A 13,650-nucleotide genomic window follows, 5' to 3' on the forward strand; every position below is an offset into this window, starting at 1 on the left:
GCCGCTGGTGTTAACTAACCACCCTCTACCAATTTTTTCAAGGTACTGCCTAGCTCGGCTGGGGAGTGGGTGGTGGTAACGCCTGCCCGCTCCAGTGCTTTAAACTTATCTTCAGCTGTCCCCTTACCGCCGGCGATAATCGCTCCCGCGTGACCCATACGCTTTCCCTTTGGCGCGGTGGCACCCGCAATATAACCCACTACCGGTTTGGTGACATTATCCTTAATATACTCAGCGGCCTCCTCTTCAGCACTGCCGCCAATCTCACCCACCATGATGATCGATTCTGTCTTTGGGTCGTTCTGAAATAGCGCCAGACAGTCGATAAACGTGGTACCGGGAATCGGGTCACCACCGATACCCACACAGGTACTCTGTCCATAGCCGATGGCTGTAGTCTGCGCCACCGCTTCGTAGGTTAGTGTGCCCGAGCGGGAGACGATACCCACGCTCCCTGGCTGATGAATATCCCCTGGCATAATACCAATTTTGCACTCACCCGGTGTAATCACACCCGGGCAGTTAGGCCCCACCAAACGCGCACCGGCCGCCTTAACAATCAGGCTCGCCTTTAACATGTCACGAGCAGGTATCCCTTCGGTGATACAGACAATGAGCTTAATTCCCGCATCCGTAGCTTCCAGTATCGCATCAAGACAAAAGGGGGCGGGCACATAGATAACCGAGGCACTCGCCTCTGTTTCAGCCACTGCATCCTTAACCGTGTTAAAAACCGGCAGGCCAAGGTGTTCAGCACCGCCTTTGCCCGGTGTAACACCACCCACCATCAGTGTGCCGTAGGCAATCGCCTGTTCAGAATGAAAACTTCCCTGCTTGCCGGTAAAACCCTGACAGATGACCTTGGTGTTTTTATTAATCAATATGCTCACTGTTATGCTCCTACCGCATCGACAATTTTCTGTGCTGCTGAGTCAAGATCTTCCGCAGCGATAATATTCAAACCGCTTTCGCTGAGTAACTCGCTTCCCCGGTGGGCGCTGTTACCCGCTAATCGCACCACCACCGGCACCTTAATATCCACCTCTTCAACGGCGGCGATAATGCCTTCAGCGATGATGTCGCAACGCACAATCCCACCAAAAATATTAACCAGAATCCCTTCCACCTTATCGTCAGATAAAATAATTTTAAACGCCTCAGCAACACGCTCCTTAGTCGCCGTCCCACCCACGTCGAGGAAATTGGCCGGATCACCACCGTGTAGCTTGATGAGATCCATGGTCGCCATCGCCAGGCCGGCACCATTCACCATGCAGCCGATAGTACCGTCCAGTGAAATGTAGTTAAGATCCCATTCGGTCGCACGCACCTCCCGGGCATCTTCCTGGCTAACATCACGCAGTGCCTTTATCTCTGGCTGGCGGTAGAGAGCCGAGTCATCAATATTAACCTTGCCATCCAGACAGATCAGGTCACCCTCTTCGGTAACAACCAAGGGGTTAATCTCCAATAAGCTAAGATCCTTATCTTCAAAGATAGTGGCAAGGCCACCCATTATTTTACCAAACTGTTTAATCTGGTCTCCTTTCAGCCCCAGCGCAAAGGCGATATCTCTCACCTGGTACGGTTGCAGACCAACCAACGGGTCGATAGATGCTTTAAGGATTTTTTCCGGTGTTTCTGCCGCCACTTTTTCAATCTCAACCCCCCCTTCGGTGGATGCCATAAAGGTAATCCGGCGGGAAGCGCGATCAAGCACAGCGCCCAAGTAGAGCTCTCGCTCAATACGGCTTGGCTCTTCGATCAACACCTGGTTAACTGGCTGCCCCTGAGCCGTTGTCTGGTAGGTCACCAAACGTGAGCCGAGCATATTATTGATAAATTCCAGCGCCTCCGCACGATCACGGGTAAGTTTGACACCACCTGACTTACCACGCCCACCGGCATGCACCTGAGCCTTGATAACCCAAGGCATTGTAGTAATTGAATCCAGTGCCGATTCAGCCTCCTCCAGATTACTGACGACCGTGTTATTCGGCACCCTAACGCCATACTGGGCGAAAAGTGCTTTGGCTTGATATTCGTGAAGATTCATTTTATGGCCTATCTTTTTAATCGGGCAGAGCCTACCCGTCTGGTTAATTCTTCGAGATCCTTGCCGACCTCATGGGTGCAAAGATCTCATCGACTATAGAGAGTATACATCGGGCTGTACATACGAAGCTAAAGCCACATTTAATCGCTTTCAGAGCCCATAAACCAGCACATTCATTTTCCGACAATGTAAACTGGCACTCCCTAAACAAAAAACTGTAATAACCCCATGCTAAAGGTCTATCACAGCAACCGCCTGGAGCAGCTTGCTATCTATATGGCAGCTACCATACAGGTGGAGCCACTGCAATCGGTACTCGCCCCTGAGGTGATTGTCACCCAGCACCAAGGGATGGCACGCTGGCTCTCGATGCAGCTGGCACAAGTGCAGGGAATCAGCGCCAATTGTGACTACCCGCTGCCCGCCAGCTACATCTGGAAATTGTACCGCAGCCAGCTTGATAACGTACCTGAAAGCTCCCTTTTTGATCGCTCAATTCTCACATGGCGCTTAATGGACTGCCTCCCCAGGCTGCTTGATGAGCCAGAATTCACACCCCTAAAGCACTATTTAAAATCTGGCCGTGAGCAGCTCAAGCAGTATCAGCTATGCCGTTACATCGCAGACACCTTTGAACAATACCTGATCTACCGCCCCGAATGGATTCACGCATGGCAACGCGGAGAGGATAGTGGCTGTGAAAAACAGCCCTGGCAGTCGCGCCTGTGGCGAGCGGTTGTAGGTGACACCCCCCCCGTTCACCGCGCCAGCCTGCACCAGCAGTTTATGCAACGGGCAGCACTGGACAAAATCGACCCACAAAAACTGCCACAACGCTTGATGGTATTTGGCATTAACAACCTGCCACCCAGCTATCTTGACGTGTTGGCGGCTGTGGCCAAAAAAATCGACGTTCACCTCTTCACACTCAACCCTTGCCTGGCCTTCTGGGAAGATATCAGCGCCCCCAAAACGGTCGCCAGACTGCGCCAACTGTGGCAAAAACAGGGCAAACCAGACTGCTCTGAAATGTATGAAGTGGGCAACTCGCTACTCGCCTCCATGGGCAAGCAGGGGCGTGATTTTCAACGCTTAATCCATCAGGAGCAGTACACCGTCGAAGATCATGACTGTAGCGTCTACCTGGATGAAAGCACCCTGCTGGAGTCCATTCAATCGGATATTTTGCAGTTACTGGAGCGCGGACAAGGTGATTACACGCCCTCCCCGGTGACCCCGCAAGACCACTCCCTCACGCTCCATAGCTGCCACAGCCCCATGCGCGAAGTGCAGGTGCTCTATGATCAACTCTTGCAGATGTTTGAACAAGACCCCGAACTGCAACCCCGCGATATCATCGTCATGACACCGGAAATTGACACCTACGCACCCTATATCGAAGCCATATTTGGTAGCGCTGCCGGCGAGCGGATAATCCCTTGGTCGATTGCCGATCGCTCAGCCCAGGCAGAACACCCGGTGTTGCACGCCTTTATGCAACTACTGCAACTGCCCGCTGCCCGCATGAGTGCCAGCGAAACTATCGCACTACTGGAGGTGCCTTCAGTATCACGTCACTACGGGCTGGATCAACAGGCACTACAGCGTATTCGCCAGTGGGTTAGAGAGAGTGGTATCCGCTGGGGAGTGGACAGTGAGTCACGCCGCGAACGGGGGCAACCTGACGATGAGCACTTCTCCTGGAAATTTGGCCTGCAACGGTTAATGCTCGGCTATGCCATGCCCGCCGAAGAGCAGCTATATGAAGGTGCACTCCCCTACATGCATATTGAAGGCATGGAAGCGCAGTGGCTCGGCAAATTACAGCGCTTTTTAGATGACCTTGCCACACTGCGCCAGCGCCTTGGCCGCCCCCGCACACCGGCCGAGTGGCAGCAGCTCATTAATGAGATGTTGTCACGTTTTGAGATCACAGGCGAAGATGAAGAGCAGGCGATACAGCTGTTAAGAGATGTAGTACACGACCTCAGCCTACACACTGAGGCAGCAGAGTATGAACATAAAATCCCACTGGAAGTGGTACAAGATTACATTAAAGGCCACCTACTCTCCCCCGCCTCACCGCACCGTTTTCTGGCAGGGCAAGTGAGCTTCTGCGCCATGATGCCGATGCGTAGCTTACCCTTCAAGGTGGTCTGCATGATAGGAATGAATGACCGCAGCTATCCACGCACCCGCCCGCCTCTCGGTTTTGACCTGATAGTCGATACACCGCGCCCCGGTGATCGCTCACGGCGTGATGATGACCGCTACCTGTTTCTGGAGGCACTGCTCTCCGCCAGGCAAATGCTCTATATCAGCTATATTGGCCGCTCAATTCACGACAATGCACCGATGCTGCCATCCGTTCTGGTCTGTGAGCTACAAGATTACATCGAACAGGGCTTTGTCACCGGCACCGAGCAACCCATATTAAAAAAAATGCTAACAGAGCACCCCCTGCAACCCTTCAGCCCACGCTATTTTCAGGGTGATCAGGCGCTTTTCAGTTACGATAAAATGTGGGCAGATGCCGCCAATGTTCTACAAAACAAAAGAGCCGCTCTGCCCTTTTCAGAAGCACCACTCCCCCCGGCTGAAAATGCACTGCGCCGCATCGAGCTGAATGAGCTGATCCGTTTTTTCAAAGCCCCTGCCCGCTACTTCCTGCAACAACGCTTCGGCATTCAGCTCGACCAGCAAGAAGATGCACTGCTCGACAGCGAACCCTTTACCCTCGACAGCCTACAGATCTATCAACTCAAACAGCAGTTGCTAGAGCAACAGCTACAAACGGGCGACCTCGACCAGTACCGTGAGCGGCTAAAAGCAAAAGGTGAGCTACCCGCAGCGGCCTTTGCCGATGCCTGCTATAGCGACCAGCAAGAGGCCGCTGTTATATTTGCCGAGCAATTAAAAGCGCAACTAACCCCCCCACTAGAACCCCTTGAACTGGATCTAACCGTGGGCGACTTCCAGCTGCACGGCTGGTTAAAAAATATCAGCCATGATGGACAGCAGAGCTACCGTTACACCAAAATCAAAGCCAACGACAGAATGGCTCTGTGGCTTAACCATCTCGCACTCTGCGCACTCAAACCCAACGACGTGGCGTGCCAAAGCCGACACTTCGCTGAAGATGGCAAGCTCTGTTTAACTCCGGTAAAAGATCCCCTGCCACCACTGCAGCAGCTACTGGAGTGCTATTGGCAAGGGCTGCATCAACCCTTACCATTTTACCCGCAAAGCTCATTCGACTATGCGCTATCAATTAAAAAAGGGAAAATGGCCAGTGAGGCACTGAGCAAAGCAGAAAAAACCTTTTTGGGTAACCCAAAATACAGCCAAGGTGAAGGCGAAGACCCATACATACAGTTGGTATTGCGTAACGCATCCCCCCTCAACCACGACTTCATGGCACTGGCAGAAACGATCTATCAGCCACTGCTCGCTGCCGAGGAGCCAAAATAGTGACCATGCAACCACTCGATCTCAACACATTACCGCTGGATGGCGTGCGGCTCATTGAAGCCTCTGCGGGCACCGGAAAAACCTACACCATCGCCACCCTCTACCTGCGCCTGTTACTGGAACGCACCCTTTCGGTAAAACAGATTCTGGTGGTCACTTTCACCAAAGCAGCCACCGAAGAGTTGCGGGGTCGAATTCGTCAACGGATGCGTGAAGCACTGCAACAACTGCAAGGCAGCAAGCAACCAGCCGACCCGGCACTACTCGGCATTCTCTCTCAACTAAATGACCACAAAACCGCCGCACAGCAACTCAAAGATGCGCTCACCCTGATGGATGAAGCGGCGATCTTTACCATTCACAGCTTCTGCCAACGGATGCTCACTGAAAATGCCTTTGAGAGTGGCTCACTGTTTGATGCCGAGCTGATAACCGACGAAATCGACTACCTGCGCGAAATTGCCGAAGATTTTTGGCGCAGCCACTTCTACACCATGAATGAAGCGGATGCAGCCTGGGTAGCCAAACAGTGGAAAGAGGGGCCATCAACCCTCCTGGAAGAGCTGCGTAGCGCGCTTAACCGACATGAATTAACCGTCATCCCATCCGTCACAACCCGCCAACTTGAGGCGCTGTGGAGCCAACGAAATAAGCTAATTGAGCAAGTACAAAAACTGTGGCACAACGAGGCTGAAACGCTTCGCCCGCTACTGACCCAAGACAAAGGACTAAACCGTCGTACATACCGTATCGATACGCTTGAAAAACTATTCACCGCAATGAATCAATTTTGTGAATCACCCTACCCACGCTCACTACCAGAAAAAATAGAGCTACTCACTGCCAGTAAAATCAGTACCTCAATGAAAAAGGGCCACCCCCCCTTACAACACCGTTTTTTTGAACTGAATGACCAATTGTTTGCAATGTGGGAAAAAGCAGAGCAGCTGCGCCGCAGCCTGATTATGCAGCAGTTTATCCAATACAGTCGTGACACCTTAATTGAGCGCAAAACAGCACACAATGTCATCTCCACCAACGACCTGTTAACAGGCTTGTATGATGCTCTAAAAAACGATACTACGGGCCTGTTAGCCGCCCGTATTCGCCAACAATACCCCCTTGCGATGATTGATGAGTTTCAAGATACTGACCCCGTGCAGTACACCATCTTCCACACCCTTTATCACCAGCAACCCGCCTGCGGCCTCTATATGATCGGCGACCCAAAACAGGCCATCTACAGCTTTCGCGGTGCCGATATTTTCACCTACATGCAGGCACGCCATGATAGCCAACACCACTACACCCTCGATACCAACTGGCGCTCCACTCCCCTCTTGATCACCGCCGTCAACCAGCTCTTTTCATCCACGGAAAAACCCTTCATCTATGATAAAGATATTCAGTTTCATCCGGTAAAAGCAGCCCCGCAAACCACGCAAAAAACACTGCTCATTAACGGCAAAACCGCCCCGCCACTCCAAGTGTGGCTAATACCCCGCGATGAGAACAAAGAGATCAGCAAAGAGGTCGCTAAAAACAGACTGGCAACCTGTTGCGCCCAGCAGATTGCCCGGCTGCTTAATCACGGCTTAGCGGGTGAGGCAACCCTTGGCGATAAAGCACTGCAACCCAGTGACATTGCAATACTGGTGCGCACTCACAGAGAGGCGCAAGCGGTACAGAAAGCACTTCGAAGCTGCCAGATAGCCAGCGCCTATATCAGCCGTGATAGCGTATTTGAGAGCCCTGAAGCGGAGGTAATGGGACGGCTGTTGCTGGCCGTATCAGAGCCAAACAATGAGCGCCGCCTGCGTGCCACACTCTGTGATGAGATGATGGGGATGAGCGCCCAACAGCTGTTTGAACTCATCGAAAATGAAAACCGCTGGGAGGAGCTACTAGAGCAGTTCCAAAACTACCACATACTGTGGTGTGACCACGGCTTCATGTCGATGTTCCAGGCACTACTGCGTCAGCAGCAAATATCTCAAAACATACTCGCCAGCAGTGGTGGTGAACGGGCACTCAGCAACCTATTACAACTTGCCGAACTCTTACAAACAGCCAGCAAACAGCAACACGGCATAGAGGGGTTACTGCACTGGTATTTTGAGCAGCTTGGAGCCAAAAGTGATGAAGATGAGCGCCAGCTACGACTAGAGAGTGATGAAGCGCTGGTGCAAATTGTCACCATTCACAAGAGTAAAGGGCTGGAGTATGAAGTGGTCTTCCTGCCGTACAGCTACGGCAGTATGCCACGCAAAAAACCAAAACCCGTCGAGTACCACTGTGCAGATAGCGGGAAATTAATACTGGATATTGGGTCAGAGCAGTATCAAAACAGCTACGACTTATCCGACACCGAGCGCCTAGCTGAAGAGCTACGCCTACTCTACGTTGCCCTCACCCGCGCAAAACAGCGCTGTTACATTGCCTGGGGAGCGATCAAAGATGCCGACAAATCAGCGCTGGCCTATCTACTCTATAAAGATGAAATAGATAAACCAAACGACTCACAAATCCTCAACTGCTGGCAACAACGGGTACAATTGCAACCCGATGCCATTGCCGTGCAACCCCTGCCGGATGCCCGCCACGCACCCTACCTGGGTGCCAGCGGTGCAGCAAAAACACCACAGTCTCGCCAGTTCAACGGCCATATTGAGCGCAGCTGGCAAGTCAGTAGCTTCAGTGCCCTCACCAGCAGCCGAGGCCACCGTGCAATTCTGCCCGACTACGATGCCACCGAGCCAACCAGCGCCCCAGTGAAACAGCAAACAAAGGATATCTTCACATTCCCACGGGGTGCCCATGCGGGCACCATGATGCACGCGATATTTGAAAATATCGATTTCAGCGGTTCACAAGGAAAAAGCGTTGCCGAAGTGTGTGAAGAGCAGCTGATAAAATATGGCTTTGAGCCGCAGTGGCAACCAGTCATCGAGACCATGGTTAATAATCTGCTCAACACCGTACTAGATGAAAACAGTGGTTTGACCCTTGCGCAGATCAGCACCCAGCAACGGCTGGTAGAGCTGGCCTTCCACTTCCCGCTGGCCCATATCAACAGCAAAAAACTCAATCAAGTGATCACCGGCACCACAGAGCACTCCGATGAAGGAGCCGCCCTCAACTTCAAGCCCCACCAAGGCATAATGACCGGCTTTGTTGATCTGATATTTGAGTACCAAGGGCGCTACTACATTGCAGATTACAAATCAAACCACTTAGGCTATCAGCTTGCAGACTACCAGCCTGTACAGCTAAAGGCGGCAATGCAACAACACCGCTACGACCTGCAGTACCTAATCTACACCGTCGCACTGCACCGTTACCTTAAAACACGGCTGAAAAACTATGACTATGAAACAGACTTTGGCGGCATTTACTACCTGTTTCTACGCGGCATATGCCCCCAACAAGGCGCAAAGAGCGGCATCTACTATGACAAACCCAAGCGCAGTTTGATTGATGAATTGGAGCGTATTTTCACAGCCAAAGGCAATAGATGACTCACTCAACACCCTTATGGCAACACTACCGTCACCTTAAGACCACCCAGCTTCGATGGCTCAAAATCGAGTGTTCCCTTATAGAGCTCAACAATATCCTTCACAATCGCTAAACCGAGGCCTGAACCCTGCACCCCCTCATCAACCCGCACTCCGCGCTCAGTCAGGTTTGATAGCAGCGCCTCCTCGCACCCAAAACCATCATCTTCAATAGTAATTTCCATACCCTGTTGACAGGAAATCTCACAAACCACTCGCTGGTTCGCCCATTTACATGCGTTATCCAGCAGGTTGCCAAACAGCTCTAACATATCATTACGATCAGCGGCATAGTCACACGGCAGGTCAATCTCATAGTGAATATCCAGCTGTTTTTGTTGATAGACTCGCTGCAAAACATCCACCAGTACAGGCATCTCTTCAGCCACCTCAAAATGCTGACCTGGCAGACCGGCACCCGCCAGGCGAGCACGTTTTAGCTCACGCTCCATCAACTGATAGATCTGCTGGGTATGACGACTCATATCCTGCTTCAACGAGCCACTATTGCTTGGCTGCTCCGCCAGCTGCATCAGCAAATTAAGCGGGTGTTTAAGGCTATGGGCAAGATTACCCACCGCATTACGAGAGCGCTGCAAGCGTTGCGCTAGCAGATAAAGCAACCGGTTAACCTCATCAACCAATGGCTTAACCTCCTGGGGAACTTCTGCGGTAAGCGCAGTTAAATCACCCTCCGAAAGCGCTTTCAGCTCATTGGTAACCTGTTGTAAAGATAAAAATGAGCGCCTAATCACCCAGCGTTGCAGTAACAATAAAAGCCCCAACATCACCAGGCAGGCCAGAGCAAACAGCTGGCTAAAGTGGTGCAAAGCATCGTAAAGCGGGGTAATATCTTCCGCCACCAGAATTTTCACCTTGTGATCACCCACCTGAAAGTCGGCGTTCCAGAGCAACAGACGCTGGTTATCCGGCCCCGCTTGATGACGTTGTTGCGGAGCTTGTAACGTATAGTCCCATAGTGAGCGAGAGCGCAGCGGCTGCCCTGCCACATCAATCAGGTAGTAGTGCCCCGAAAATACCCGCTGGTAAATATGCCCCACATTGGACTCTTCTAGCGTCCACCCACCCGCATCATCCCGCCGCAGTGAAGCCAGTAACGCCTCACCATCATGCTCCATGCGAGAGAGCACCATCTGCTCACCAATTTGATTCACCACCGTAGTACTGAGCCACCAGAGCAATAACATAAACAGCGTCAGTGACGTACCAAGGCCTAAGTGTAAACGCCCCTGTAACGACTTCACTTCGACTCCCCACGAAAAACATAACCCTGCCCCCGGCGTGTTTCAAAAAGTGATTTTCCGAGTTTATTGCGCAACCGCTTCACATACACTTCAATCACATTACTATCACGATCCGCATCCCCCTCATACACATGCTCAGTAAGGCGGTTTTTTGAAAGAATAATCCCGGGGTGACTCATAAAATAGCGTAACAACCGGTATTCAGTACCCGTAAGTGGATGTGACTCTCCTGATGAAGTAGTAGCGACTTGCCGCTCCTCATCCAGGCTCACCCCCGCCACCTCAAAACCGGGTGCCGCCTCTCCATGAGCACGCCGCACCAGCGCATTCACTCGCGCCAGCAACTCCTCAATATGAAAGGGTTTACCTAGATAGTCATCGGCTCCCGCTTTAAGCCCATCAACCCGCTCATGCCAAGCATCACGCGCCGTTAACACCAGCACCGGCACTTTATTACCCCGACTGCGCCAGTTTTTTAAAACCTCCAAACCGGAGCGCTGCGGCAAACCAAGATCCAAAATAACAAGATCATAAGGCTCTTCATCCCCCATAAACTCGCCATCAACACCGTTGTGAACCCGGTCCACCGCATAACCTGCTTTACGCAGTGCCTGCTGAATAGCATCGACGATTGCAAAGTCATCTTCAACAATTAAAATACGCACCGCTACTCCTGCTCACGCTTAATGATTTCGCCGCTGGTAGCATCGATCTTTAACTCCCACACCCGCCCTTGTTGATCCAGCATCTCAATCTCATAGATAATCTTACCCCGCTCCTGCTCTAGCTCCACCTCAAGAATATGACCCTCAATCTCACCGCGACTGATCACCAAAATGTCCTCAAGGGGAAGAATCTCCCCCCGTTGCAACAGCTCGATAGCTCGCAACTGATCATCATCACTCAAAGCCGGTGTAAACAGCAGAGCCAACATCATCAACAACGAAAATTGTGTTAATCGTCCCATTTTCCAAACCCCGGAATAGTTACTTGGTGTTCATCATATGACCCCTTATCCGCCTGCGTATGGCACACCTCGCAGCGGCTAAAAGAGACCACCTCAGGATTATCTTCTACCACACGCCGTGACAACTCATCATGCTTACGAATAAAATAACGCGTCTCAGTAATCCGCAGCGGTGTCTCATTATAAGAGAGCGACTTCATCATCGCCCTTGAGCGCTTGTAATTGGCATGATCAGCCGCATTTTCCATAAGGTACTGGGTTAAACGCTGTTGCACATCACTCTCCAACTCAGCATTTTCACCAAAGTGATCATCCAGACTACCCATCATCTTCTGCCAAGAGCGTGCGGGCAAAAAACCGGGCTGATAAGCCATATGGCAATCAGCACACTCCTCACCATAGGCTACATTAGTTACCGGTGCCACATCCAGCGAGCCGCCCCGATACTTATCATCATCGTCATCACCAATGGCACAACCTGTCATTAAAACACCCGATGTTAAAAGAATTGCCAACAAACTATTTGAAAAACTCATCACACTCACCTCACAAAATTAATAAAGACCACTAAATAATTACAAACCATCAAAGGGTTTTCAGAAAAACCAAAATATCCGCCTTCTCCTGCGCCGTGCATTCACGCCCGACCGTCCACTTACAATTACGCTTAAACCACTTATTTATTTTCTTACGCTGCGTCAGCCGCTCAGCATTAACACTCGGCGCCATCGCCTCAATCACCTTACCGGTTTTGATGTGCTTACCCGCCTGGCTAAGATCATCACCATGGCAGCTCGCACAGCTACGTTTTTGGCCCGTTTTCTTATCAACAAACGTGGTATCCCAAAACGACTTACCCGCCGCCCCATTCGCCTGAATACCCTGCTGTTGAAATTCAGAAATCATCTCATCAGCCACACCGGCTACCGCGACATTCGCTGCAAAAAAGATTGCAGCAGAAAACACCATTACTCGTCTCATTGCATCACCTCACTATTGTTATCAGATTGAAACTCACCTTCAGGTATCTCCACCTGCTTATAACCATCAACCATACTCTTCACCAGGTTTTCCCGGTGTTGCAAACTGGCCACCACCACACCAACCACATGCAGCCCCACCAAAAAGAGCGTGGCATTCGCAAAAAACTCATGCACCTCCTCAAACCCATCCGCAACACCATCACTCACCCCTGAAACCAGACCCGCCAATGGCCCGGAAAACTCCATCGCCCCATAGGTCAACATACCGAAAAGGAGGGTCATCGAAATGCTCACCAACAACGCAATAACCATCGCGCCACCCGCTGGGTTATGCCCCAAATAACGCTTAGCCCGAAACTGCGCCACCTCTTTCATATAGGCCACCACCTTTGCAGGTGAAACCACAAAACTGCTAAACCGTGCGTGACGCGGGCCAACCAAACCCCATAAAAGGCGAAAGATAATCAAGCCCACAATGATATAACCCGACAAAACATGCAGATCGAGAAAATCATCCTCCGTAATAAATGCAAATAGAAACAGCGCAACCAGGCTCCAATGAAAAATACGCAATAGCGGATCCCATACCTTGATTCGTTGAGTTGACATATCATTCCCCTTTCTCGTTTTGTTGCATTCACCTTAGCAAGGCAAACTGAAATCAAACTGAAAATGGGCTAATCACTGGATGGGGTACTATTGAGGGTCTTAGATTCAATCAAACATTGCAGAAGGGTGCGACCACTCACCCATCGTAATTGGGGAGTATCGATAAAATATCAGCCTTTCAAAATCAGCCAATATTGACGTGCTTGCAGGAATGCAATCGAGCAGTAAATCCCTAATCCCCAGATAGAAACGCGAGATGATGTGTAAGCGTTTGGTTTCACAGTGAAACTAAAAATATTAGTCGCACCCGCAGGTTCGGCGGCTATTTTTTGTTTTGCTGTGGAATCAAGAGCTTGTGCAGCATACGTGTTTCTATCTGGGAATTAGGGTAAATTACTTTAATATCGCCCGTGGCTAGCAACGCTGTGTTGATGTAGATCACAGGAATACTCCTCATACGCTTCACTCCCCAGCGAACTACTAATAGCCTGTATAACCAAGGACAAGTCATATAAAAAGATCAATATTGCATTTGGTCGAGTAGATGGGTTCCTCTAGCTTTATCAGGATCATGATGGCCATCACACGGCCGATTTCCTGCTTCTACCATTGTTGCCACACCCCTCTCAGAACCGTGCTTGCGCTATTTACGCACACGGCTCCTCGACAACACACTTCACTTCAAAAGGACAATAGATTTACCATAATTCGAGGTTTGGGTAATGGAAACAACTTAAGCAAT

At 50.9% G+C, this 13,650-nt stretch carries 10 protein-coding genes; 2 read left to right on the top strand and 8 right to left on the bottom strand.

From position 1 onward, the window contains the following. Positions 1-14 precede the first annotated feature (14 nt). Entirely contained in the window at positions 15-890 is an 876-nt protein-coding gene (gene sucD, locus L3J94_01820) for a succinate--CoA ligase subunit alpha (GenBank protein ID MCF6217494.1), read from the bottom strand. Between the two features lie 2 nt (positions 891-892). Then, positions 893-2,056, bottom strand: a complete 1,164-nt coding sequence (gene sucC / locus L3J94_01825) for an ADP-forming succinate--CoA ligase subunit beta (GenBank protein ID MCF6217495.1) — start codon at positions 2,054-2,056, stop codon at positions 893-895. A gap of 228 nt (positions 2,057-2,284) precedes the next feature. Here sucC and recC point away from each other — a divergent pair, with 228 nt between their 5' ends. Both recC and recB read left to right on the top strand, forming a co-directional pair. After that, on the top strand, positions 2,285-5,527 hold the full coding sequence (gene recC, locus L3J94_01830) for an exodeoxyribonuclease V subunit gamma (GenBank protein MCF6217496.1): 3,243 nt from the start codon (positions 2,285-2,287) through the stop codon (positions 5,525-5,527). 5 nt (positions 5,528-5,532) lie between these two features. Next, on the top strand, positions 5,533-9,045 hold the full coding sequence (recB, locus tag L3J94_01835) for an exodeoxyribonuclease V subunit beta (GenBank protein ID MCF6217497.1): 3,513 nt from the start codon (positions 5,533-5,535) through the stop codon (positions 9,043-9,045). A 14-nt stretch (positions 9,046-9,059) separates the two neighbouring features. Here recB and L3J94_01840 read toward each other — a convergent pair whose 3' ends face one another. The 6 genes from L3J94_01840 to L3J94_01865 are packed head-to-tail and all read right to left on the bottom strand — an operon-like array spanning position 9,060 to position 12,908. Continuing rightward, on the bottom strand, positions 9,060-10,349 hold the full coding sequence (locus L3J94_01840) for a sensor histidine kinase (protein ID MCF6217498.1): 1,290 nt from the start codon (positions 10,347-10,349) through the stop codon (positions 9,060-9,062). After that, complete coding sequence (locus L3J94_01845) at positions 10,346-11,014, bottom strand: response regulator transcription factor (protein MCF6217499.1); 669 nt, start codon at positions 11,012-11,014, stop codon at positions 10,346-10,348. The genes L3J94_01840 and L3J94_01845 overlap by 4 nt, the downstream gene beginning before the upstream one ends. 2 nt (positions 11,015-11,016) lie before the next feature. After that, on the bottom strand, positions 11,017-11,316 hold the full coding sequence (locus L3J94_01850) for a PepSY domain-containing protein (protein ID MCF6217500.1): 300 nt from the start codon (positions 11,314-11,316) through the stop codon (positions 11,017-11,019). Further along, positions 11,304-11,852, bottom strand: a complete 549-nt coding sequence (locus L3J94_01855) for a diheme cytochrome c (protein ID MCF6217501.1) — start codon at positions 11,850-11,852, stop codon at positions 11,304-11,306. Before L3J94_01855 ends, L3J94_01850 begins: the two co-directional genes overlap by 13 nt. A gap of 49 nt (positions 11,853-11,901) precedes the next feature. Next, on the bottom strand, positions 11,902-12,297 hold the full coding sequence (locus L3J94_01860) for a DUF1924 domain-containing protein (protein ID MCF6217502.1): 396 nt from the start codon (positions 12,295-12,297) through the stop codon (positions 11,902-11,904). Further along, complete coding sequence (locus tag L3J94_01865; GenBank protein MCF6217503.1) at positions 12,294-12,908, bottom strand: cytochrome b/b6 domain-containing protein; 615 nt, start codon at positions 12,906-12,908, stop codon at positions 12,294-12,296. Before L3J94_01865 ends, L3J94_01860 begins: the two co-directional genes overlap by 4 nt. Positions 12,909-13,650 lie beyond the last annotated feature (742 nt).

Source organism: Gammaproteobacteria bacterium (assembly GCA_021647245.1).
GTDB lineage: Bacteria > Pseudomonadota > Gammaproteobacteria > RBG-16-57-12 > RBG-16-57-12 > JAFLJP01.